This is a genomic window from Novosphingobium sp. BL-S-21 (genome assembly GCF_055521655.1).
Map to the genome: position 1 here is coordinate 517,183 of NZ_CM145496.1, position 23,664 is coordinate 540,846.

Sequence of the window (23,664 nt, forward strand, 5' to 3'; positions counted from 1 at the left end):
CTCATGCCTTGGCTAAACGATCAAAAGCCGGCTTGTTCCCTTTCGCTGCGCGACGGTGCGGGACTTGCCACGATTTCCGTTCTTCTGGCGCTGTCGGTCGCTCCGGCACGCGCGCAGGACGAGGGGGGGCGCCCATCCGCCCAGACCACGTCGCGTACGGAGGCCCAGTCCTCTGCCGAGAAAGGGGCCTCTGCCGAGACGGCCTCGGTGCCGGACGACGATCAGGTGCAGGCCGGCAAGCTCGTCATCCCGCCTCCGCCGGCCAATGTCGCCTTGCCCGAGGTGAAGCCGGTCATCCCCGATGACGAATTCAACCAGGCGATCCCGAAGCTCGATTCGCAGGACGATCCCGAACTCGACAAGCCGCTTGAATCGATCGAAGCCTTCGAGCGTCGCATGGCGTCCGACCAGACCGATGCCAAGCCGCAGGAAGGCCAGGCCGCGCCTTTGGGTGACCCCGCGCTTTCGGATGGCGATGTCAACGAGGAAATCGGCGATGCTCCGGTCCGCGATGCGGAACTGAACGCACCGCTGCCGCCGATCGACCAGTTCGAAGTGACGCCGGTCCAATTCGCCGAGAAGAAGGACGACAACAAGGAAGTCGAGGTTGCCTACCAGACCCGGATCGACGGTCTGGACGATGCGGACGGCGATACCGAGACCGACATGCGCAGCGAATTCCGCTCGCATTCGGCGCTCAAGAAGGGCGATGGCAAGGCTGCGAACCTGGCCATGGTCAATGCGCGCCTGACCGAAGACGCCACGCTGATGCAGACGGTGCTCTCCTCCGAGGGCTGGTACTCCCCGATCGTCACCACCCGTGTCGAACGGACGCCGGACGGCACGGACGGTCCGCCGCTGGTCGCCGTGCTCAAAGTGGTGCCCGGCAAGCGCTATTCCTTCTCGGACATCGTCGTGAAGGCCGATCCCACCGTGCCCAGCGATCTCATCGCCAAGAACTTGTCGCTCAAGGTGGGCGAACCGATCGTCGCCGAGCGGGTGCAGGGCGCCGAGGCGCAAGTCGCACTGGCCTTGCCTGAGAACGGCTATGCCTTCGCCAAAGTGGGCGATCGCGACATCCTGCTCGACCAGGATACCGCCGAGGGTGTCTATACCCTGCCGGTGGATGTCGGGCCGCGGGGCCGCTTCGGCGGTTTCACGACGGCCGGAAAGCAGGCTTTCGATGCCCAGCACATTGGCGTGCTCGCCCGCTTCAAGCGCGGCGAACTTTACGACAGCCGCAAGGTGGACGACTTGCGCAAGGCCCTGGTGGCGACGAGCCTGTTCTCGACCGTCTCGGTGGAGCCGCGCAAGACCGGCGACGCCGCGCCTGACGATACTGAATATGTCACGCTCCACGTCCAGCAGACGGCCGGGCCGCCGCGCACGATTGCAGGCTCGGTAGGCTATGCCACGGGCGAGGGCGTCACTGCCCAGGCGACCTGGACTCACCGCAACATGTTCCCCCCGGAAGGCGCGCTGATCGGCAAGGTCATCGCCGGTACGCGGCAGCAGGGCGCCGGCGTCACCTTCCGCCGTTCCAACGCGGGCAAGCGCGACCGGACCTTCGAACTCGTGGCCGAGGCGTTTCATAACGATTACGACGCCTACAGCGCCTACACCGGCCGCATTGCCGCCCGTGTCGCGCGGGATTCGACGCCGATCTGGCAAAAGAAGTATACTTATGCCTTCGGTGTCGAGTTCCTGGCCACGGCGGAAACCGACTACAACCCCGCCACGGGCGACCGCGACCGCAAGCTGTATTATGTGGCGGGCGTCAATGGCCAGATCGGCCTCGATCAGACCGACAGCCTGCTCGATCCGACCAAGGGCTATCGCCTGACCACGCTGATCCAGCCCGAAGCCACCGTTCGCAACGGCTTCGATCCTTACGTTCGCGCGCGTGTCGATGCTTCGGCCTATTATCCGGTGATGGACAGCCTCGTGCTGGCCGGGCGCGTACGCTTCGGCACCATCCAAGGGGCCGGCCTGTTCGACATCGCGCCGTCCCGCCGTCTTTATGCGGGCGGCGGTGGTTCGGTGCGCGGCTATGCCTATCAGGCGCTGGGCGAACAGGCGCCGGACGGTACGGCCGTGGGCGGCCGCAGCCTTAACGAAGGCTCGGTCGAGGCGCGCTATCGCTTCGGCAATTACGGCGTCGTCGCATTCGTGGACGCCGGCCAGGCCTATCGCGAGACGATGCCGCAATTCAACAACTTGCGCTACGGCGTGGGCATCGGCGGACGCTTCTACACCAATTTCGGTCCGGTGCGTCTCGACGTCGCCACGCCGATCAACCGCCAGCCCGGTGAGTCTCGCTTCAATCTCTATGTTTCGATCGGACAGGCATTCTGATGTCGGACAATGACACCATGATCCCGGCCGACGAACCGGAAAACACGGCAGAGACCGGCACGCCAGAGGCTTCTCCCAGGCCTTCGCTATGGCGGCGGGTGCGTATTCGCGCCCTGAAGACGGTCGTCGGCCTCGTCCTCGGCACGGTCGTGCTGGTCGCGGCCGTCATCTTCGGTATCGACACCGGCCCGGGCCACCGCTTCGTGGCCGAGCAGATCGCCGGACTGCAGTTCGAGAACGGCATGCGGATCAAGGTCGGCCGCATCGAGGGTTCGCTATACCGGCGAATGACTTTGCATGACCTTTCGGTGAGCGACCCGCAAGGCGAGTTCCTGTTCTCGCCGGAAATCGACGTCGATTGGCGGCCCTTCGCCTATCTCAGCAATCACGTCGACGTGCGCAGCGCCACCGCGCAGCGCATGGTCCTGCGCCGGGCGCCGAAATTCAAACCCACCCCGCCAAGCAACGCGCCGCTCTTGCCTGATATCGACATCGATATCGGGCAGCTGCGCATCGACCGGTTCATTGCCGAACCGCCCGTTTCCGGCAATCGCCGCATCGTCACCATCGACGGCAAGGCCCACATTTCCGACGGCCGCGCGCAAGTCACGGCGAAAGGCGGCACGATCGCCATCGAGGGCAAGCAGGGCGGAGACCGCTTCAACCTGATGCTCGACGCGGTACCGGCGAAAAACCGGTTGGCCATCGATGTCGATCTGGATGCGCCGACCGGCGGTGTCATCGCCGCGCTGGGCGGCCTCAAGCAGCCGCTTCGCCTGAAGCTGGGCGGCAAGGGCGACTGGAAAGCCTGGAACGGCAAGCTGGACGCCGATCTCGGCGGCGGCGACCTGGCCAATCTCGACCTCACCGCGCGCGGCGGCACCTTCACGATCAAGGGCCCGACCCGCGTGGCCCGGCTCGTAACCGGACCGACCGCCAGCCTGTTGGGCCCGATCACCAATCTCGACATAACCGCCGCGCTCGACCAGCGACGGGCGAAAGTGACCGGGCGCGTCTGGAGCGATGCGTTCACGCTGGCGCCGAACGGCATCGTCGATCTTTCGTCCAACAGTTTCGAAGACCTCAAGCTCGATTTCGCCCTGTTGAAGCCGGCGGCCATCGCGCCCAATCTCAGCGGTGCGGGCCTGACCGCTTCGCTGGCACTGGACGGTGCCTTCACGACGCCCAAGGTCGCCTATCGCATCAATGCCGCGCGCGTGGTGATGAACGACATGGGCCTCGAACGCCTTACCGCCAGCGGCGCGGCGCGGGTCGATGCGGACAAGATCCTCATTCCCGTCTCCGCGCGCGTGCAGCGGATCACCGGCCTCGACACCGTGGCCGGCGGGCAGCTTGCCAATGTCAGGTTGGACGGAGACCTCGCCATCGACGGCGCCCGTGTCCTTTCCGACAATATGCGGCTGCGCTCGGATCGCATCGATGCGGGTCTGATCCTCGTCGCGGATGTCAGCAAGGGCTTCTATACCGGCGCGATCGACGGAAAGATCGACAATTACCGGCTCGATAGCGTCGGCATCTTCAACATTCGCACCAATATGGACCTCAAGAGCGAGGGCAGCGGCTTCGCGCTCGATGGCACCGTGCGTGCCCGGTCCACCAAATTGCTGAACGACAGTCTGCAGACGTATCTGGGCGGCAATTTCGCGGCCTCGTCGCGGGTCCACTATGGACCGGACGGCGTCGTGCGCTTCTCCTCGCTGCAGTTGAATGCCCCTGAGTTGAAGGTCAGCGGCGGGCAGGGGAGCTGGTCGCCCAATGGCCGTATTTCCCTTGCAGCGCGCGGCAGTTCCAGTCGCTACGGCGCCATCGGCGTGCGCGTGACCGGCACCATCGCCAACCCCGACGCTCATGTCACGGCCGAGCGGCCGGGCCTCGGCATCGGTCTGGCGAACCTCGATGCCCGCATCACCGGCATTCGCGGCGGCTACCGCTTCGACATGACCGGCGATACCGATTACGGCCCGCTCAAGGCGGACGTATCGCTCGGCATGGGCTCGCAGCTGTCGGTAGACATCAACAGCGCAGATCTGTCCGGTGTCGCCTTCGCCGGCCGGATGGTCCAGACCAAGGCCGGGCCCTTCGCAGGCCAGTTGACCGCGACCGGCAACGGCATTGGCGGTGCCTTGCAGCTCGATGCCGAGGGCAAGTACCAGGCCGTCGATTTCAACTTGCGCGCCAAGGACGCGGTCTTCCCCGGACCGGCAAACCTCACGATCGGTTCGGCCATCGTCGACGGCCGCGCGGTGCTCTACGACAAGCCCAGCGTCGTCGCGGACGCACAATTGGCAGGTACTTCGTTCGGCGCCGTGGACATCGCCGCCGCGCGCGTCCTGGTCGATTACCGCGATGGACGCGGCAAGGCCAAGGGCCTGGTCGAAGGCGTGAGCGGCGTGCCGTTCCGTGTCGCCCTCAATGCCGATCTCACGCCGGAACTCTGGCGTGTGGCCTTGCAGGGGCGTGTGCGCGGGCTCCAGCTCAACACGCAGTCCCCGGCGCGGATCGTGCCCAAGGACGGCGGCTACGAGCTTCTGCCCACCACCATTGCCTTCGGATCGGGTACGGCCAAGATCGCCGGCACTTACGGCGCCGGCATGAAGATCCAGAGCCGGCTCGAAAATGTCGACGTCGCCCTCGTGAACGCCTTCGTTCCCGGCTACGGCTTGGGCGGCAAGGCCAGCGGCAGTTTCGATTTCGAGCAGGCCAGTTCCACGGCCTTCCCGCGCGCCGATGCCCGCATGAGCCTGGTGAACTTCACCCGCACCAGTTCCAGCACGGTGAGCCAGCCGGTCGACATCAATTTCGTCGGCAAGCTGCTGCCCGATGGCGGCGAGGCCCGCGCGGTGTTCCGGAAGCAGGGCAGCGTGATCGGCCGCCTGGTCGCCAGCTTGCGCCCGCTGCCTCCGGGCGAGGGCGCCTGGACCACGCGTCTGCTGCAGGCGCCACTGGGCGGCGGCATCCGCTATAACGGACCGGCCGACACGCTGTTTTCCTTCGCCGGACAGCCGGGGCAGACCCTCACCGGATCGGTCGGGCTGGCGGCGGACTTTTCCTGCCGCGTCTCGGACCCGTGCATCACCGGTCTCGTCAAGGGCAAGGACCTGACCTATGAATATCAGGCCTTCGGCACCCGCCTCACCAACATGACGCTGGACGGCAAATTCAGCGGCAACTCGTTCGAACTGACCTCGCTGAACGCCAATGCCGGCAGCGGCACGGTGAGCGCCAACGGCCGCCTCAGCCTCGCCTCGGACGCGGGCTATCCGATGGATCTCAACGTGAAGCTGAACGGCGCGCGGCTAGCCCGCAGCGATTCGCTTTCGGCCAGCGCCACCGGCACTCTCAACCTGACCAAGCGGGCAGGCGAAACGGCACTGCTGACGGGCGACTTGCGCCTGCCGGAAACGCGCTACGAGATCGTCCGCCAGGGCGCGGTCGACGTGCCGCATCTCACCGGCGTGCGCTTCAAGCCTCGCTCCGGACCGACCCGCGTCTCGGGCGACGAGCAGGCGGCGCAGATCAGCAGCGCCTTCTCCTCCGTCAGGCTGGACTTGCGTCTGCGGGCTCCGGAAAAGCTTTATGTCTCGGGAATGGGCCTGGAATCCGAATGGAGCGCCGATTTCCGCCTGAGTGGCACGAGTTCCGCGCCCAGCATGGCCGGTGAGGTCAAGCTGGTGCGAGGCACCCTGGGCTTCGCCGGCAAGTCCTTCGAACTGTCCGACGGCCTGATCTCGTTCAACGGCGGCCAGACGATCGATCCCACCGTGGCCATCACGGCCACTGAATCGATCGAGGATGTGGAAGTCACGGTCACCGTCAGCGGCCGGGCCTACAATCCGCAGATCGAGTTCAGCTCGGTTCCGGCGCTGCCGCAGGACGAAGTGCTCTCGCGCATCCTCTTCGGCAGTTCCATCGAGAACCTGTCGGCGATCCAGGCGGTGCAACTGGCATCGTCGCTCAACTCGCTGCGGGCCACCGGCGGCGGCATCAACCCGCTCGGCAAGCTGCGTTCGGCCGCAGGCATCGACCGCCTGCGCATCCTGAGCCCCGATGAGGCCAGTGGACGCGGTACTGCGCTTGCGGCAGGCCAGTATCTGACCGACGATATCTACGTCGAGCTGATTACCGACGCGCGCGGCTTCACCGCCACCCAGCTCGAGGTCAGCGTGACGAAGTGGTTGTCTGTCCTGAGCCAGGCCGGCGGTTCGGGCGTCAACAGCCTCAATATCCGCATTAAGAAGGATTACTGATGCGGCGAGGTGTGATCGCAGTGGCAGGTCTGGCGATGCTTGCTGCCTGCCACAAGGAGCCGAGCTTCGAGGAACGCTACGACGCTGCCAGCGAGAAAGTCAGCCAGCGTGCCAAGGAGATCGATGCCCAGATCTCCGCCTCGGCAACGTCGCAGGCCGGCGGTCTTCAGGCAGGCACGCAAGCGTCAGGCAATCCAGAGGCCCGCTAGAAACCGCTCGGGAGGCAACCTGCGGTTTACCTGTGGCTGCTAGGGGTCCTCACTTGGCTGCCAACAGGAGTGACAATGCAGGTAAGGGACGATTGCGGGAGGCTCAATCCGCGCCATCATGTCCTGCTTGAGGCACGTTGCCGCAAGTCCAGCTGGCACGTCTTCGGCGTGGAGCTGGCCGACATCTCAGAAGGCGGCTGCTGCATCGTGGGGAATGACGGCGATTTCGTCGTCACCCAGCGCGTCGCACTGCGCATGGCCAATCTCAAGGCGATCGAGGCGGAAGTGCGCTGGGTGCGCGATGGCCGGGTGGGCCTGGAGTTCCTGGCGCCGGTTCGCCGGCAATCCATCGAGGATCTCGCGCGGCTTTACAGCATCCCGGTAACGCGCCGGGCGGCATCGACAACCCAGGCGTGACGACAACACGCCGGTGTGTGACGCTGCTGTAGGGAATATCCGCTACAACCGGGCTATCGCTTTGAAAGGTGGGAGGAGGCGGTGGTGGACGCACTTGGGCTCGAACCAAGGACCCGCTGATTAAGAGTCAGCTGCTCTACCAACTGAGCTATGCGTCCACACGCGTTGCCGCGTAAGGTACGGAAATGGTGGACGCACTTGGGCTCGAACCAAGGACCCGCTGATTAAGAGTCAGCTGCTCTACCAACTGAGCTATGCGTCCACGCGTTTCCGCGTAAGGACAGGAATGGTGGACGCACTTGGGCTCGAACCAAGGACCCGCTGATTAAGAGTCAGCTGCTCTACCAACTGAGCTATGCGTCCACACTGCCCTGACCTGGGCTGCCTTTGCGGGAAGTCTTGGTGGACCTCCCCGGCGGCGGAGAGGCTCCTATAGCGTCTGTTTTGAGGATGGGAAGCGGAAAATTCGACTTATTTTACGAGATTGATCCGGGACGCCGATTCCACCGGTTTACAGCCATCAACGTGCCGAGGCAGATCATGTTGGTGAGCATCGAAGTGCCGCCATGGCTCATGAAGGGCAGGGGAATCCCCACCACCGGGGCCAGGCCCATGACCATCATCAGGTTGATGGCGACGTAGAAGAAGATCGTTGCCGCCATGCCGGCTGCCAGCAGGCTGGAGAACCGATCAGGCGCGCGCCTGGCGACACGCAGGCCCCACGACAGCACGACTGCAAAGACGAAGAGCACGAAGAGACCGCCGAGCATGCCCCATTCCTCGGCCATCGTCGCGAAGACGAAGTCGGTATGCGATTCGGGCAGGTATTGCAGGTGGCTTTGCGATCCGTTGCCGAATCCCTTGCCGAAGAACCCGCCGGATCCGATCGCGATCTTGGACTGGGTGATGTGATAGCCCGTTCCCAGCGGATCGCTCTCGGGGTCGAGGAACACCAGTACCCGGTTGCGCTGATAGTCGTGCAGCAGGGTGAAGAAGGCGATCGGCGCGGCGATGGCGCCGGTCATGCCCGCGCCGATGAACCAGGACAGCGGCAGGCCGGCCAGGAACATCGTCACCGCGCCGCCGAAGCAGATCGCCAGCGCCGTGCCGAGATCGGGTTGGATCATCACGAAGAGCGCGGGAATGCCGATCAAGACGCCTGCCGGTACGAGACCGCGCCAACTGGCGGTCATGGCATGGGGCAAAGTCTCGTAGAAGCGCGCCAGGACGAGGACGATGGCCGGCTTCATCAGTTCGGACGGCTGAAGCGTCATGAACCCCAGGTTGAGCCAACGCTGGCTACCGCCACCAACGGCGCCGATGGCCTCGACAAGCACGAGCAGCACGACGATTGCGCCGTAGACCGGATAGGCCGCCATGCGGAAGAAATCGCGGCTGAACCGGGAGATGACGATCGCCATGCCCAGGAAGATCACGAATCGCATGACATGGCTGAGCGCATAAGGCTGCAGGCTGCCGCCCGCCGCCGAATAGAGAACTGCCGCCCCCAGCGAGACCAGCCCGGCCAGGGGGATCAGCATGTGCCACGGCTGCCGGGCGATGGCGTCGGGAACGATCGATCGCGTGATCATTGCGGATTCCCTCCGGAATTGCCCGGGGCAGGGGTTGGCGAAGGCGTGGCCGCAGGCGCCGGGGCCGCGGGCTGATCGGCCGCATCGGGCTCAGGCGCCGGAGAAGCGGCATCGCGCACGATCGGCTGTGCCGGATCCTGCGGAGCGTCATCGCCCTGGAGCTTGCGGTTTTCCTCCTCGGCCGAAACGGCGGGAGCACCGACGCCATATTGCGCGGAGTAAGTGCGATAGCGCGCCTCGAGCCGCTCCTTGGGCGTGCCGCCCCACTTCTTCTCCAGCTCGGTCAGGACATCCATGCCCTTCTGCTTGTCGAAGATGTACGTCAGAACGTCGCGGGCGATGGGATAGGCCGAGGGCGAGCCGCCGCCGTGCTCGCAAACAACCGAGCAGGCGTAACGTGGGTTCTCCGTCGGCGCGAAACAAATGAAGTGGCCGTGATCGCGATGCTTCCAGAGGCCGCCCTTGCCGTTACCGATATTCAGGCCAACGACCTGGGCGGTACCCGTTTTACCGGCGAGCTTGATGTCAGGAAAAGGCAACGCTGCGTGACGCGCCGATCCCGGACCATTGGCAACATCCGACATCGCTTGATGGATATAGGCCAAGTGATCGGCGGGAATGCCCAAGGAAGGCGCGACTTCCTGCTCATGCCCATGAACCAGGCGCGGCATGATGATCCTGCCGCTGGCCAGACGGGAAGCCTGAACGGCCTGTTGCAGCGGATTGACCAGGAAGTAGCCCTGACCGATCGTGGCGTTGACCGTATCGAAGGTCTGCCATTCCTTGCCGTATTTCTTCAGCTTCCAGGCCGGGTTCGGCACGGTGCCGTAGGACTGGCCAGAGACCGGCAGCGGGAAGTCATGGCCAAGGCCAAGCCGGCCGGCCATCGCCGCGATCGGATCCATGCCGATTCGCTGGGCGAAGTGATAGAAGTAGACGTCGCAGCTCTGGTAGATGCCCTTGGCCATGTTGACCTGGCCGTGACCGCGGTGGTTCCAGCAGTGGAACACGCGGTTGCCCACGCGCAGACCGCCGCCGCAGAACACCGATTCGTTAGGGTCCAGCCCGGCTTCCATGAAGGACAGCGCAACCATCGGTTTGACGGTCGAGCCCGGCGGATAGAGCCCGCGCAGCACTTTGTTGCGCAGCGGCACATGGTCGTCGTCCGACAGCATCTTCCATTCGAGACGGCCGATACCATCGGAAAAGCTGTTGGGGTCGAAGCTGGGCATCGAGCACATCGCGAGGATGTCGCCGGTCTGGCAGTCCATCACCACGACGGCCGCCGATTCGGGGCCGATTCGCCGGGAGGCGTAGTCCTGAATGTCGGCGTCGATGGTGAGCTTCAGCGTCTTGCCGGGAACGTCCTCGCGCGTGTCGAGATCGCGCACGATCCGGCCCGAAGCGGTGACTTCGACGCGGCGGGCGCCGGGTTTGCCGCGCAAGTCCTTCTCGTAGAACTTCTCGAGCGCGTCCTTGCCCACTTTGTAGCCCGGCGTGATCAGAACCGGGTCACGGTCCTTTTCATATTCTTCCGCCGAGGCGGGGCCGACATAGCCGATCAGGTGCCCAACCGAAGGGCCCTGCGGGTAGAAACGCGAGAAACCGCGCTGGGTGACGACGCCCGGAAGGTCGGGCAAGCGCACGCTGACAGCGGCGAACGTATCCCAGTCGAGACCGCTGGCGACTTCGACCGGCGCGAATCGCCGGGCGCGTTCCAGCTTGTCCTCCAGGTCCTGCATCGCGATCGGCGTCAGGTTGAGCAGTTTGCCCAGGGTCTGGATCGTGTGCGGCGCGTCCTGAACGCGTTCCGGAATGAGGTCGACACGGAAGTCCGCACGGTTCGAGGCCAGCGGCGTGCCGTGGCGATCGAGAATCCAGCCGCGGCGAGGCGGTATCAGCGAGAGGTTGACGCGGTTACTCTCGGCCTGAAGCTCGTATTTCGCGTTCTGGGCGATCGCCAGATAGCCTAGGCGAGCCGCCAGCAGCACACCAACGCCGCCCTGGATCGATCCCAGAACGATGCTGCGCCGGTCGAAACTGTTTCGAAGCGTGCCCGCGCTGACGTGGCGTTGCGGAAAGAAGCGCTTGAAGCTGATCTTCATCGCAGGAGCACGATCGGCGCGAGCCGGATCCGATCGAACATGGCAACGACTCGACCGACGAGCGGATAGGAAAGCACGGAGATAACGACCTGCGGCACGATGACACGAATGGGAGACGACGCGCCCGCGATGTTCGCGAAGGCGAGGCAGAGGAATATATAGGCGACGATCAGGCCCATGGCCATGAGCCATTCGGTCACGAAATTGCGCCAGGGAAGGCGCAGTTCCACGATCTCGAGAACGATCGCGGTGACCGACCAGAGCAGGACCGCGCAGCCGAAGGGCTGGCCGGAGAACAGATCGTCGAACAGGCCCAGCGGCAGGCCGGCCCAGATCGGCAGAAGGCCGGGGCGCAATTGCCGCCAGCCGAGGTAGATCAGGAAGCCGAGCGGCGGCATGACCGGCGCCGAGGCGATCAGGAACCAGCCCGGCACCACCGAACCCAGCATGATCGTCAGCCAGGGGAATCCCCTGGCGAGAATCCGCGAAGGCGCATGGTTGATGCGCTGCCGGGAGGTGGAGCGGGAGGCGCTGCGCTGGAACATCAGCGTTTCTTGACCGTACCGTCGTTTGCCGGGGGAGGGGGCGCGGGGGGCGCCCAGCTCTTTTCGACCATCACGTAATCGGTGTCCGAGGGATTGCTCAAGACGCGGGCGATGGCGCCGTCGCGGATCAGGTCGGTCACGATCGCCATGGGTGTGCCGGGGCGGTAAAGGCCGCCCGAGCCCGAGGTTACAAGCACATCGCCCTTCTTGAGCGGGTTGATGCCCAGGTTGATGAGGCGGATGCGCAAGGTGCCGTCGCCGTTGCCTTGCGCGAAGGCGGGTACGCCGTCGGCCGCGCGGCGGACCGGTACAACGCTTTCACTGTCGGTAACCAACAGGACTCGCGCGCTCGACGAGCCGACTTCCAGCACGCGGCCGACGAGGCCCATCTGCGAGCGCACCGGCATGCCGGAGGTTACATTGCGGTCGCGCCCCGCGCCGAGCGTGGCGTAGCGGCGCGAACTGGCGCTGGTGGAGGCCGTCAGCCGGGCATAAGTGACCGCGCCGCCATCCTGCTCGGACAGCGCCATCAGGTCCTTCAGCCGCTTGTTCTCCGCCATCGCCGCCTTTGCTTCCACAAGGCGCACTTTGGCTTCACCAAGTTCACGCTCGATGCGCGCGTGTTCGCTTCCGGAATGGAAGAATCCGGAGAGGTTGGCCCAGGCATCGCGTCCGAGATCGCGTCCACCGGCGGAGACTTGCGCGGCCGGTTCGGTCGCGTCGTCCGCCAATCCGCGGAGGGTGGAGAAGAATTCCGGATTGACGAGCGAGATCACGACGAGCGCCAGTCCGACCACGGCGCCAAGCACGCCTGCGGTGTAACTGAGGAACGTGGTGTATTGCGCCCGACGCGAATAGCTGGAGCGCCTGTTTACGGGCGGCGCCATGCGCCATGCACTCCTTCGTAGGGGCGGCGCCGTCCTTGGACTGCCGCGCGGCCGTCAATAATGCCGACGACGAGGCCGCCGGGAATCGGACGGAGCGGCGGTGCCATGGGCACCGGCCGCTCCGCGCGAAATTCAGGCGGACATCAGCACGCCGCGATAGACCGGATCTTCCATCGCGCGGCCGGTGCCGAGCGCGACGCAGGAAAGCGGGTCTTCAGCGACGCTGACCGGAAGGCCGGTTTCCTCGCGCAAGTAATCGTCCAGGCCCTGGATCAGAGCGCCGCCGCCGGTGAGCACGATGCCCTGGTCGACGATATCGGCCGCCAGTTCGGGCGCGGTATTCTCAAGCGCTATGCGAACGCCCTCGACGATGGCGCCGATCGGTTCTGCCAGCGCTTCGGCAACGTTCGCCTGGGAGATGGTGATCTCCTTCGGCACGCCGTTCACGAGGTCGCGGCCCTTGATGTGGATCGTTTCGCCGATGCCGTCTGCGGGCATGACGGCGATGCCGTAGTCCTTCTTGATGCGCTCTGCCGTGGCATCTCCAATCAGGAGATTGTGATGGCGACGCACGTAGGAAACGATCGATTCGTCCATCTTGTCACCGCCGACGCGCACCGAAGTGGTGTAGGCAAGACCGCGCAGCGAGAGCACGGCGACTTCGGTGGTGCCACCGCCGATGTCGACGACCATCGAGCCAACCGGCTCGGTGACGGGCATGTCGGCGCCGATTGCGGCGGCCATCGGTTCGAGGATCAGGTAGACCTGGCTGGCGCCGGCGTTCGAAGCAGCATCGCGAATCGCGCGGCGTTCCACCGAAGTCGAGCCCGAGGGCACGCAGATCACGATTTCCGGATAGCGGAACAGGTTCTTCTTGCCGTGCACCTTGCGGATGAAGTGCTTGATCATCTCTTCCGCGATCTCGATGTCGGCGATGACGCCGTCGCGAAGCGGGCGAATGGCTTCGATGTTGTCGGGCGTCTTGCCCATCATCATCTTGGCGTCGTCACCGACGGCCTTGACCTTCTTCACGCCGTTGAGCGTCTCGATGGCCACCACCGAGGGCTCGTTCAGCACGATTCCGCGGTCCTGAACGTAGACGAGCGTGTTGGCGGTCCCAAGGTCGATCGCCATGTTCTGTGAGCCGAGTTTGAAGAATCGCGAGAAGGGCGAGGCCATCAGTAATCCGTTGTCTTTCCCGGCGCTTGTCACAGGGAATCCCCATGGAGCGAAGGGCAGGTTGGCATGGAAGGGGACCCCTTAGCCCATCGATTCGCGAAACGCCAAAAATTTGTGTCGATTTCATGGGGGAATCGTCAGAAGCCCGTCTCGAATTCCATGCGGTTCACCGCTAGTGTTTGGATCGCTTCGAGATCGCGGTGCCATGGACGCCCCGCGTCCGGGCCGGCCCATCGGTGGCCCGGGCTCGTACCTGGATGACGCGGAGCCCAAGGCCTGAGCAAGGCCGCTTGCGAAAGAGTGCCCGATGCCCACGATCCGCCGTCTTCCCGAACATCTCGTCAACCGCATCGCGGCCGGCGAAGTGGTGGAAAGGCCCGCTTCCGCGCTGAAGGAGCTGGTGGAGAACGCGATCGACGCCGGCTCCACCCAGATCACCGTGCGCTTGTCCGCCGGCGGCCTGGACCTCATCGAAGTGACCGACGACGGCTGCGGCATGGTGCCGGACCAGATCGCCCTGGCGCTGGAACGCCACGCCACTTCCAAGCTGCCGGACGAGCATATCGAGCTGGTGGCGACGCTGGGCTTTCGCGGAGAGGCGCTGCCGTCGATCGGATCCGTCGCGCGGCTGACCATAGAAAGCCGCCCGCACGAATCGGAAGAGGGCTGGAAGCGCGTCGTCGATCACGGGATCGTGACGGTGGACAGCCCCGCCGCGCTGCCGCCGGGAACGCGGATACGGGTGGAGGATCTCTTCGGCAAAGTCCCGGCGCGGCGCAAGTTCCTGCGTTCGGCGCGCTCGGAATATGCGGCTTGCCAGGATGTGGTGCGCCGTCTGGCCATGGCCCGGCCGGACATCGGCTTCGTCCTGGAGCATGACGGCCGCCGGGCGATTGCCGTGCAGCCGCGCGAAGAGCTGGCTTCTCGCGTGGCCCGGCTCGTGGCACGCGAACTGGCGGACGACGGCGTGCTGATCGATGCCGAACGCGGGTCGGCTCGGCTCACCGGCGTCGCCGGTCTTCCCACCTACAATCGCGGTGTCGCCGATCATCAATACCTGTTCGTCAATGGCCGGCCAGTGAAGGATCGCCTGCTGGTGGGAGCCGTGCGCGGCGCCTATTCCGACATGCTGGCGCGGGATCGCCATGCCGTGCTGGCGCTGTTCCTCGACATTCCGCCAGAGGAAGTGGACGTCAACGTCCATCCGGCCAAGACGGAAGTGCGGTTTCGCGATCCTGCGTTCATCCGCGGTTTTCTGGTCGGCGCCTTGCGCCATGCTCTCGAATCGTCCGGTCAGCGGAGCGCGCAACCGGCCTCCGCGGCGGCCATGGGCATGTGGCAGGTGGAGCCGGTTGCCGCTCCTGCACCTTCGCTCGGTTCGCTGTTTGCCCGGGAGTACGCTCCCTCTTCCTCGTCGTCGCCCTCCCGTTCGGAGTTTCGACCGGCAGCGGACCGGGTTTCCGAAACCGGGGCCGCATGGCGCTCTTACGAGGAGCAGGTCATGGCGCAGCCTTCCGGGCGCGCCGAGCCTGCGTACGAGGCTGCCGATGAGGCTTTGAAGTATCCGCTCGGCGTGGCCCGCGGCCAGGTCGCGGAGACTTACATCGTGGCGGAGGCGGCCGATGGCCTGGTCATCGTCGATCAGCATGCCGCGCATGAGCGGCTCGTGCTGGAGCGGCTCAAGGCGGCCGGCGCGGAAGATGCGATGTCTCGCTCCCAGGCGCTGCTGCTTCCCGAAGTCGTAGAGCTGGAAGAGGCCGCCTGCGATGCGCTGGAAGAAAAGATCGCCGACCTGGCGCAATTCGGCCTCGCGCTCGAAAGGTTCGGTCCGGGTGCCATGCTGGTGCGCGCGGTGCCGTCCGTCCTGGGCAAATCCGATGTCCACGCGCTCGTGCGCGATGTGGCCGACGATCTTGCGAAAAACGGAGACGCCCTGCTTCTGGGTGAGAAGCTGGAACTGGTGCTGGCGACAATGGCCTGCCACGGCTCGGTCCGGGCCGGTCGCTCGCTCTCGGTCGCGGAAATGAATGCCCTGCTGCGGGAAATGGAGCGCACGCCGCGCTCGGGCCAATGCAACCATGGACGCCCGACGTGGGTTAAACTGGCTCATCAGGATATCGAAAAACTGTTCGGGCGAAAATGATGCGAAAACCGATCCTTGCGCTGGCTCCTTTCGTTCTGCTCTCAGCTTGCGGACAGGAAGATCCGCAGCGCGAGGCGGTAGAGAACGCGCACGACGTGGCCATGGTCGAGCGGATGAGCAAGGAGCCGTTCAAGCCGATCATTCCCCATGCCATCACCGAGATCGACGTCGCGCGTTATGGGCTGGACAAGCCGGGATGCTCCTTCCGCAAGCCGGGCGAAAAGGACCCGATCTTCATCGCCAATGCCGACGAGGGATTCCTGCGCGTCGCCGGGGACCTCAAGCGCTATGCCGCCAAAGTGGAAAGCGCGCAGTTGCCGGGCAACGCGCGCTCCACTTATGTCGGGCTGGCCAGTTGGGTCGATCTGGTGAGCCTGCCCGACAAGAGCGGCGGCTCGGATACCACCCATTGGCCGGCGAAGCTGATCCTGCACGATGCCCAGGAACGGGTCGCCTTCATGTCGGAAGGCGTGGTTACTTGCCACCGCTGACGGGAGCTTGGTCTCTGCCCGGCTTCGCCAGAGTGCCGCGGAATGGCGCGTCGTTGCCGTCGCCGTCGGCTGCCGGGGGCAGCTTCAGGAGGTCGCGCAGGAGCGGCGCGATGTCGACATTGTCGAACGGGGCCAACTTGCCCTTCGGCCTGAAGGCCGGTCCGGCGGCGATGAAGAGCGCGGCCATCTCGGGCGCGGCATTGTCATAGCCATGGGTTCCGCCGGTCGACGCCTTTTCCGGCGGCTTGGCTGCGATCTGCCAGCCGATCTCCGCCAGGCAGAAATACGGCGCGATGCGGGGGTTGCTGCCGTAATGGAAGCGCGCCGGGATGTCCTGCTTGCGCCAGCATGACATGTGTTCGTGGGGCTTCAGCAGCGCGGCGGCCAGCTTCCGTTCGTTGCCTTCGGTCGATGTGATGCCCGCGAAAGGGCCGGTATCGCCCAGCTTGTAGAGCGAAGGGTCGGCAACCGAATCGAGGGCGATCGTCCGTTCGCTGGAAATGGCAGCCATGCCGTGATCGGCCACGACGATCAGGTTGGCGGGCTGCCCAAGCTCCCGAAGCCCCGCAAGAAGGAGGCCGATATCGCCGTCGACATCGGCGATGGCCGCGTCGGTCTGGCTGTCGCCGGGTCCGTAGCGATGGCCTGCCGTATCGACCTGGTCGAAGTAGAGGGTCACCAGCTTCGGGCGTTTCGCTGCCGGGCGGCGCAACCAGTCGATCACGGAATCGACGCGCTGGACCGGCGATACCGCGCCGTTGAATTGCTGCCAGTCGCTCGGCCGGGTTCCGCCGCTGATCGTCTTGTGCGGCTCGGTCACCAAAGTGCCGCCCCAGGCGACGTTCGATCCCGGCCAGAACATCGTTGCGGTTCGGATGCCGGACTTCTCGGCCGTCACCCAGATCGGTTCCGCCTCATCCCACCAGTACGGTTCGTCGCTCGACATCGTGAACTTCTCGCCGGGATGAGCGGGATCCTCGAAGCCGTTGGCGATGATGCCGTTGCGGTCGGGCACTTTTCCCGTGGCGATGGCCCAGTGATTGGGGAAGGTCTTGCTTGGGAACGAGGGGCGCATGGCCGCGCTGATGCCGCTGGCCGCCAGCGCCGAGAGGTGCGGCGTAATCCCGCGGTCGAGATAATCGGCCCTGAAACCGTCGATCGAGATGAGGATCACCACCGGCTCACGGACTTCCGCGGCGGGTTTGTCGGCAGGCCAAGTGCTGGCAGGCCGGGTGCTGGCAGGTCGGGTGAGGGCAGGATCGGCGAGAACGGGGCCGGCCAGCAGGGCCAGCGCACCGAACAGGGGGACGAGTCTTTTCATGACGGCGCCACTAGCGCCGGGACCATGACAGGTCGATGTCGGCTCACGCCATCCCAGCCAGCATCCACAACGCCATGGCCACCATGAACAGGTTCTCCGTGAGCGAGACGAAGCCCAGCGGCACGGCACCCGAGCCGCCGACGCAGGCGCACTTCAACGCACGCTTCTGAATATAGACCGCGTAGAAAACCGATGCGGCGCCGATGCCGCCGATCACGAGGCCGATCGGGATCGAGAGCCAGGGCAGGGCATGCGCCGTCATCAGCGCGCCTGCGGTCCATTCCAGCACGGGATAGGCGTAAGCGTAAGGCACGAAGCGCTTGGCCAACAGGTCATAACCCAGGAACATCGTCGAAAACTGCTCGACATCCTGAAGCTTGAGCATCGCCAGCAGCATCATCGTCATCGAAACGAACCATTCGGCGCCGCGCATGGTGAAAGGCGTGCCGAACGAAGCCCAACTCGCCGCCAGGGCGAGGCCGAGGCCAGTGGCGAAAACGGCCAGCACGGGGCGGTAGCTCTTCGCTTTCGGATCGTGAACCTTCAGGCCGAAATGGGCGCGCAAATCGGTGTAGCCGCCGATCCGGGCGCCCCCGATGAAGGTCTGCGGCGTGGTGGCAACACCGTGCCGCGCCTTGAAGGCATCGACCTGCTCGCGCGTGGTCAGCCAGTGATCCTCGACCTCATAGCCGAGCTTCTCCAGCAGGTATTTCGATTTGAGACCCCAGGGACAAGTGTGCTTGTCCATGACCATGCGGTAGAGCGCGGCGCTCTTGTCTGACTGGCGGGATGCGGGGCTTTCGAGGGTCTGGTCTTGCGTCATGCCGAGGCTTATACCTTCCGTACCATGGTACGGAGTCAAGCATGGCATTGACGATTTCGGAACTGGCCCGTTCGAGCGGCGTCGGCGTGGAGACGGTTCGTTTCTACCAGCGCAAGGGCCTGCTCTTCGACCCGCGCCCGGCTGCGACCGGAGGCGCCAGGGGGCAGCGACATTATGGTGAGCCAGATGTGAAGCGCCTGCGCTTCATTCGTTCGGCCAAGGCGGCCGGCTTCATTCTCGATGAGATCGCCGAGCTGATCAGCCTCGACCATACCGGAGACCGGCCGCGCGCGCGGAAAATGGCGGAAATGCGATTGGCGGAACTGGATCGGGAGATCGCGCAACTGGAAGCCGCGCGGCAGTCGTTGCGGCGATTGGCCCGCGAATGCGCCGGCTCGGACGATGGCCCTTGCCCGATCCTCGAAGCGTTCGAGGAACCGGCGTCTTCCCGGACCTGAACCGGGAGAGCAGGAACTGCCGGCGGTCCCGGATCGAGCCGGTGACCGCCGGTATCTCCGGATCAGACGTTGAACTTGAAGTGCATGACGTCGCCGTCGTGCACGACGTATTCCTTGCCTTCCTGACGCAGCTTGCCGCCTTCCTTGGCGCCGGCTTCACCGTTCAGGGCGACATAGTCGTCGTAAGCGATGGTCTCGGCGCGGATGAAGCCGCGCTGCATGTCCGAGTGGATCTCGCCGGCGGCGTCAGGGGCCTTGGCGCCCTTGTGCACGGTCCAGGCGCGGGCTTCCTTGGGGCCGACGGTGAAGAAGGTCAGCAGGGAAAGCAGTTCGTAGCCAGCGCGGATGATGCGGGCGAGGCCGGTTTCGTGCAGGCCCATCTCCTCGAGGAAGACCATGCGCTCCTCGATATCCATGCCGACCAGCTCCGATTCGATGGCCGCCGAGACGATCACCGCAGTGGCGCCCTCGGCCTTGGCCTTCTCGAAGACGCGGGCGGAGAAGGCATTGCCTTCCGCGGCGGCTTCTTCCTCGACGTTGCAGACATAGAGGACCGGCTTGGCCGTCAGGAGCTGGGCCTGGCGGAACACGCGTTCCTCGTCTTCGTCCTTGGGCTGGGTGAGGCGCGCGGGCTTGCCTTCGCGCAGCAGTTCCAGCGCCTGGCCGAGCACCGAGGCGACGATCTTCGATTCCTTGTCGCCCTGGGTAGCTTTCTTCTGAGCGGCGGGAACGCGCTTTTCCAGGCTCTCCAGGTCGGAAAGAAGCAGCTCGGTCTCGACCGTCTCGGCATCGGCAATGGGGTCGACGCGCTCGTCGACGTGCTGGATGTCGTCGTTCTCGAAGCAGCGCAGGACGTGAACGATCGCGTCCACTTCGCGAATGTTGCCAAGGAACTGGTTGCCCAGGCCTTCACCCTTCGAGGCGCCGCGCACGAGCCCGGCGATGTCCACGAAGGACAACTGCGTCGGGATGATCTTGGCCGAACCGGCGATTTCGGCCAGCTTGTCCAGGCGCGGATCGGGAACGCCGACCTGGCCGACATTGGGCTCGATCGTGCAGAAGGGATAGTTGGCCGCCTGCGCCGCCTGCGTCTCGGTGAGCGCATTGAACAAGGTCGACTTGCCAACATTGGGCAGGCCCACGATTCCGCAACGGAAACCCATGTGTAACTCCGGAAGAAATGTATGGGCCGCGCCTTAGCGCCAGTCTGCGCGCATTACCAGTTGCGCGACGGTTCTTTATGACCGGAGCCGGTGGAGAGGTGGGCTTCACGGAAATTTCAGGGCTTGTTCCTAGACGGGCGGGATGAAATCCATCGTTCGCCTCTCCCTTGTCGCCCTCGTGTCCGCGTCGCTTGCTGCTTGCGGCGCCATTGGAACCGGCAGCGGCGGGGGAGGACTGGAAAAGGCCCGCGCCGATTTCGCCTCGCAAAGCTACCCTTCGGCCCGCACCACGCTCTTCGCCATGCTTGAGAAGGAACCTGACAACCTCCAGGTCCTGGCGCTTCTGGGCAGGACGCAGATCGCATTGGGCGATGCCGATGCGGCCGATCGCGTCCTTGCCCGATTGAAGAAGGCTGGCGGGAAGGGCGCGGAACTTCGCCGACTAGAAGCGGGTGTCAGCCTGCTGCGCGGCAAGCCGGCTGCGGCTCTGGCGCTGATTGTAAACGATTTCGACACCGATGCCTGGCGGCTGCGCGCTCAGGCCCAACTGGCGCTGGGCAAACAGACGGACGCCTTGGCATCCTTCGAAAAGGGGATGGCCGCGGGTGACGACCTGCCACTGAGCGTAGCCTATGCGCGGTTCGCGCTGGAAACCGGCGACCTTGCCCGCGCCGGGCAGATCCTGACGCGAATGAACCGCTTTGCGCCGGGCGCCTACAACACGCTCGTTCTCGCCGGCGACATCGCCGCTGCACGCGGCGAGACGGATGGCGCGATAGCCGCCTATGGCAGGGCGACAAGCGCCTATCCCGGCAAAGTCCCGCCCATGCTGGCGCTTGCCAATGCTCTCGACGAAAAAGGCGAGGTCGATGCGGCCATGCGCGTAGTCGAGAAGGCGGCGAAGCTCTCGTCCGGCGACCCGGCCCTCGAAGAGATGCGGATCCAGCTTCTGGCTGAGAAAGGCGAATGGAAAACGATCCGCCTGGCCCTGCAGGGGCGAGAGGGGCGCATCGATCCGGCATCGAGCCTGGGGCTGACGTATGGCGAGGCCCTGCTGCGTCTTGGTCACGCCGAGCAGGCCCGCGTGCTGTTCAGCCGCGCCTCGCTGCTGCTGCCGGGCAATCCGTTCGCGCGCATGATGCTCGGAGAAGCGCAACTGGCGAGCGGGGATGCGAGGGGCGCGTGGGAAACGCTGAGGCCCCTGGCTTCCGGCACGCTGGCCCAGCCGGAAATTCTCGTTTCAGCCGAACGCGCGGCCCGCGCGGCCGGCGCTCCCGAGGCGGATGTGCTGAAAGCACGGCTCGATCCCGTGCGTCTGAAAGCGACGATGGCGCTGGCCGACAAGGGGCAGGCCGCCCTGTCCGCGCAGGACTGGAAGCTGGCGCTGGCGACCTATCGCGAACTGCTTCAGCGGGGCGACGATCCCGAGGTTCTCAAGCGCATGGCGCTGGCAGCGGCGGGGCTGGGGCAGGGAAGTGACGCCCTGGCTTATGCCGACCGGGCGCGCAGGCTGGTGCCGGACAATCCCGACTATCTTCACGTGGCCGGCCTCGTCCGCCTGGAACTCGGTCGCGACCTGTCCGGTGCCCGGCGCCTGCTTGAGGCTGCGGCCATCGCCGATCCGCGCGATCCCGACATCGCGCGCGATCTTGGAAAAGCGAAGGCCGCCGCCAGCTAGAGCCAGCGGCGGCCTGCCCGGCCGGAAACGGAAGCAACCCGGCCGAGAGGCGCCACCTCCCGCGATGGGCGCGGGAGGTGGCGCCTTGGAAGCTACTGTCAGTCGCGCTTCTTGCGGCGGCGGGCATAGGCCAGGCCGAGCAGGCCGAGTCCCATCATGCCGAGCATGCCCGGTTCCGGCACGTCGGTGCTGCCGCCGCTGCTCGAACCGCCGGAGGTGCCACCGGAAGTCGTGGTGCCGCCCGAAGTGGTCGTGGTGCCGCCCGAGGTGGTCGTGCCGCCGGAAGTGGACGTCGTCCCGCCCGAAGTCGAGGTGGTGCCGCCCGAAGTGGTCGTGGTGCCGCCAGAGGAGCTGCTGGACCCGCACTGCTTCTTGCCGGCCGAATGGCCGCAGTTGCAAGTGTGCTTGTGGCCGCCGCTGCCGCCCCAGCCCCAGGTCGCCTGCGCAGGCGACGTGAATGCGATGGTGCTGCCGGCGGTGAGCGCCAGGGCGAGCATGGTCTTGCGGATCATTCGTATTCCCCTTGTTGCCCGAATGGGTTGCCAAGAGGAAAAGCAAGCGTCGTGCCAGATGAGGGTTTCTGCGGACAACGTTGGTTAACGCATGCCTTGAAGCGTTGCTTGTGTAAGCTAACCCGACGCTAATTACGGCGAAAGACGGCTAACTCCAGGGTCAATCCTGCTGGCGGAGAGCGACGTCGTTCATGAACCTGGTATCGTCGCCGGCCGAAAGGCGATCGGCTTCCCCTGCAACGGCGCCCAGCATGTCGGCCAGCGGATCCATGTCGGCCTTGGCGTAATTGCCCAGGACATAGCCGGTCACGCGGTCCTTGTGGCCGGGATGGCCGATACCCAACCGCACGCGGCGGAATTCCGCGCCGAGGTGCTGGTCGATGGAGCGCAGGCCGTTGTGGCCGGCATGACCGCCGCCTTGTTTCACCTTGACCTTGAAAGGCGCCAGATCCAGCTCGTCGTGAAATACGGTGAGGTCCGCCAGCGCCAGCTTGTAGAAGCGCATGGCTTCGCCCACGGCGCGGCCGCTCTCGTTCATGAAGGTCGCCGGCTTCAGCAGCAGCACTTTCTCGGAGCCGATCCGCCCTTCCTGGAGCCAGCCCTGGAATTTCTTCTGGCTCGGACCGAAGTTGTGGACTTCGGCAATCGCATCGATCGCCATGAAGCCGACGTTGTGCCGGTTCAGCGAATATTGGGGACCGGGGTTACCGAGGCCGACCCAGAGCTGCATGACGAGAAATCCTGTACTGAAACGCGAAACGGCCCCTCCGCGCGCCGGACGAACCGGGGCTGGAGGGGCCGTTCCCTATCCGAAGATGGCCGGGCCCGAAAGGACCCGGAACCGAATTTACTCGGCTGCGATTACTCGCCTTCAGCTTCTTCCTTGGCCGTGTCGCCTTCGGAGCTCTTGAGAGCCGAAGGGGCAGCGATCGTCGCGATGGTGAAATCGCGGTCGGTGATCGCGTTCTCGACGCCCTTGGGGAGCTTGACGTGGCTGGAGTGGATCGATTCGCCCACGTCGAAGCCGGTCACGTCGATGACGATCTCATGCGGGATCTTCTCGGCGTCGCAGACCAGTTCCAGGTCGTGGCGAACGACGTTCAGCACGCCGCCGCGCTTCAGGCCCGGCGAAGCTTCTTCGTTGGCGAAGACGACCGGCACGTTGACGTGCACGGTCGCGCCCTTGACGACGCGCAGGAAGTCGGCGTGAAGCGGACGATCCGAAACGGGGTGGAAGGCAACGTCCTTGGGCTGCGTCCGGAACTTCTTGCCGCCGACTTCAACTTCGATGATCGAGTTGAAGAAGTGACCGGTTCCAAGCTGGCGGGCCAGCTCCTTTTCCTCGACGTGGATTGCGAGGGGTTCTTCGTTACCACCATAGATAACGGCGGGGACGCGGCCATCGCGACGCAGAGCACGGGAGGCTCCCTTGCCAGCCCGATCACGCGTCTCGGCCGGCAGGTTAAGCGTATCGCTCATGAGGACTTGCCTTTCGAAAACTGGATATATGTCGGATAC

General features: G+C 65.1%; 19 protein-coding genes and 3 tRNA genes. 8 read left to right on the plus strand and 14 right to left on the minus strand.

Annotation, left to right across the window (positions count from 1 at the left end; translation table 11 throughout):
* Positions 1–3: 3 nt before the first annotated feature.
* The 4 genes from ACZ1J6_RS10845 to ACZ1J6_RS10860 all read left to right on the plus strand — a co-directional run bounded on the left by ACZ1J6_RS10845 (position 4) and on the right by ACZ1J6_RS10860 (position 7,249).
* On the plus strand, positions 4–2,355 hold the full coding sequence (locus ACZ1J6_RS10845; protein ID WP_431566623.1) for an autotransporter assembly complex protein TamA: 2,352 nt from the start codon (positions 4–6) through the stop codon (positions 2,353–2,355).
* A complete protein-coding gene (locus tag ACZ1J6_RS10850) occupies positions 2,355–6,623 on the plus strand; it encodes a translocation/assembly module TamB domain-containing protein (RefSeq protein ID WP_465128087.1) in 4,269 nt (1,422 codons plus the stop codon). Before ACZ1J6_RS10845 ends, ACZ1J6_RS10850 begins: the two co-directional genes overlap by 1 nt.
* Positions 6,623–6,832, plus strand: coding sequence for a hypothetical protein (locus ACZ1J6_RS10855; RefSeq protein WP_314468913.1), 210 nt, complete (start codon positions 6,623–6,625; stop codon positions 6,830–6,832). The genes ACZ1J6_RS10850 and ACZ1J6_RS10855 overlap by 1 nt, the downstream gene beginning before the upstream one ends.
* 75 nt (positions 6,833–6,907) lie before the next feature.
* Positions 6,908–7,249: a PilZ domain-containing protein gene (locus ACZ1J6_RS10860; protein WP_431566625.1), complete on the plus strand. Its 342-nt coding sequence runs from the start codon at positions 6,908–6,910 to the stop codon at positions 7,247–7,249.
* An 82-nt stretch (positions 7,250–7,331) separates the two neighbouring features.
* Here the strand turns inward: ACZ1J6_RS10860 and ACZ1J6_RS10865 are convergent.
* The 8 genes from ACZ1J6_RS10865 to ACZ1J6_RS10900 form a co-directional block, all read right to left on the minus strand.
* Positions 7,332–7,407: transfer RNA gene (locus tag ACZ1J6_RS10865), tRNA-Lys, on the minus strand.
* Between the two features lie 28 nt (positions 7,408–7,435).
* Positions 7,436–7,511, minus strand: a tRNA-Lys gene (locus tag ACZ1J6_RS10870).
* Positions 7,512–7,536: 25 nt separating this feature from the next.
* Positions 7,537–7,612: transfer RNA gene (locus ACZ1J6_RS10875), tRNA-Lys, on the minus strand.
* A gap of 113 nt (positions 7,613–7,725) precedes the next feature.
* The gene (gene rodA / locus ACZ1J6_RS10880; protein ID WP_132264083.1) at positions 7,726–8,838 is read right to left on the minus strand and encodes a rod shape-determining protein RodA; all 1,113 of its coding nucleotides are present in this window, start codon (positions 8,836–8,838) and stop codon (positions 7,726–7,728) included.
* Entirely contained in the window at positions 8,838–10,946 is a 2,109-nt protein-coding gene (mrdA, locus tag ACZ1J6_RS10885; protein ID WP_431566626.1) for a penicillin-binding protein 2, read from the minus strand. Before mrdA ends, rodA begins: the two co-directional genes overlap by 1 nt.
* Entirely contained in the window at positions 10,943–11,491 is a 549-nt protein-coding gene (locus ACZ1J6_RS10890) for a rod shape-determining protein MreD (RefSeq protein ID WP_132262646.1), read from the minus strand. The genes mrdA and ACZ1J6_RS10890 overlap by 4 nt, the downstream gene beginning before the upstream one ends.
* Positions 11,491–12,378: a rod shape-determining protein MreC gene (locus ACZ1J6_RS10895; protein ID WP_431566627.1), complete on the minus strand. Its 888-nt coding sequence runs from the start codon at positions 12,376–12,378 to the stop codon at positions 11,491–11,493. Before ACZ1J6_RS10895 ends, ACZ1J6_RS10890 begins: the two co-directional genes overlap by 1 nt.
* 132 nt (positions 12,379–12,510) lie before the next feature.
* Positions 12,511–13,557 (minus strand): rod shape-determining protein, encoded by a 1,047-nt coding sequence (locus ACZ1J6_RS10900; RefSeq protein ID WP_132262650.1) that lies wholly within the window; start codon positions 13,555–13,557, stop codon positions 12,511–12,513.
* Between the two features lie 307 nt (positions 13,558–13,864).
* On the opposite strand from ACZ1J6_RS10900, the gene mutL reads away from it, so the two are divergent.
* Positions 13,865–15,700, plus strand: coding sequence for a DNA mismatch repair endonuclease MutL (gene mutL, locus ACZ1J6_RS10905; protein ID WP_431566628.1), 1,836 nt, complete (start codon positions 13,865–13,867; stop codon positions 15,698–15,700).
* Complete coding sequence (locus ACZ1J6_RS10910; RefSeq protein WP_243840826.1) at positions 15,700–16,191, plus strand: hypothetical protein; 492 nt, start codon at positions 15,700–15,702, stop codon at positions 16,189–16,191. Before mutL ends, ACZ1J6_RS10910 begins: the two co-directional genes overlap by 1 nt.
* Here the strand turns inward: ACZ1J6_RS10910 and ACZ1J6_RS10915 are convergent.
* Both ACZ1J6_RS10915 and ACZ1J6_RS10920 read right to left on the minus strand, forming a co-directional pair.
* Positions 16,175–17,512 carry an alkaline phosphatase family protein gene (locus ACZ1J6_RS10915; protein WP_431566629.1) on the minus strand — a complete coding sequence of 446 codons (1,338 nt, stop codon included), beginning with the start codon at positions 17,510–17,512 and terminating at the stop codon, positions 16,175–16,177. The genes ACZ1J6_RS10910 and ACZ1J6_RS10915 overlap by 17 nt on opposite strands.
* 43 nt (positions 17,513–17,555) lie before the next feature.
* Positions 17,556–18,335, minus strand: coding sequence for a glutaredoxin family protein (locus tag ACZ1J6_RS10920; RefSeq protein WP_243840827.1), 780 nt, complete (start codon positions 18,333–18,335; stop codon positions 17,556–17,558).
* 41 nt (positions 18,336–18,376) lie between these two features.
* Here ACZ1J6_RS10920 and ACZ1J6_RS10925 point away from each other — a divergent pair, with 41 nt between their 5' ends.
* Positions 18,377–18,793: a MerR family transcriptional regulator gene (locus ACZ1J6_RS10925; protein ID WP_431566630.1), complete on the plus strand. Its 417-nt coding sequence runs from the start codon at positions 18,377–18,379 to the stop codon at positions 18,791–18,793.
* A gap of 62 nt (positions 18,794–18,855) precedes the next feature.
* On the opposite strand, the gene ychF is transcribed toward ACZ1J6_RS10925, so the two are convergent.
* Positions 18,856–19,956: a redox-regulated ATPase YchF gene (gene ychF / locus ACZ1J6_RS10930; protein ID WP_132262659.1), complete on the minus strand. Its 1,101-nt coding sequence runs from the start codon at positions 19,954–19,956 to the stop codon at positions 18,856–18,858.
* A 142-nt stretch (positions 19,957–20,098) separates the two neighbouring features.
* On the opposite strand from ychF, the gene ACZ1J6_RS10935 reads away from it, so the two are divergent.
* The gene (locus ACZ1J6_RS10935) at positions 20,099–21,634 is read left to right on the plus strand and encodes a tetratricopeptide repeat protein (RefSeq protein ID WP_431566631.1); all 1,536 of its coding nucleotides are present in this window, start codon (positions 20,099–20,101) and stop codon (positions 21,632–21,634) included.
* 98 nt (positions 21,635–21,732) lie between these two features.
* On the opposite strand, the gene ACZ1J6_RS10940 is transcribed toward ACZ1J6_RS10935, so the two are convergent.
* The 3 genes from ACZ1J6_RS10940 to ACZ1J6_RS10950 form a co-directional block, all read right to left on the minus strand.
* Positions 21,733–22,146, minus strand: a complete 414-nt coding sequence (locus ACZ1J6_RS10940; RefSeq protein ID WP_314465176.1) for a PEP-CTERM sorting domain-containing protein — start codon at positions 22,144–22,146, stop codon at positions 21,733–21,735.
* Positions 22,147–22,306: 160 nt separating this feature from the next.
* Entirely contained in the window at positions 22,307–22,876 is a 570-nt protein-coding gene (pth, locus tag ACZ1J6_RS10945) for an aminoacyl-tRNA hydrolase (RefSeq protein WP_132262665.1), read from the minus strand.
* 131 nt (positions 22,877–23,007) lie between these two features.
* On the minus strand, positions 23,008–23,625 hold the full coding sequence (locus ACZ1J6_RS10950) for a 50S ribosomal protein L25/general stress protein Ctc (protein WP_132262667.1): 618 nt from the start codon (positions 23,623–23,625) through the stop codon (positions 23,008–23,010).
* Positions 23,626–23,664 lie beyond the last annotated feature (39 nt).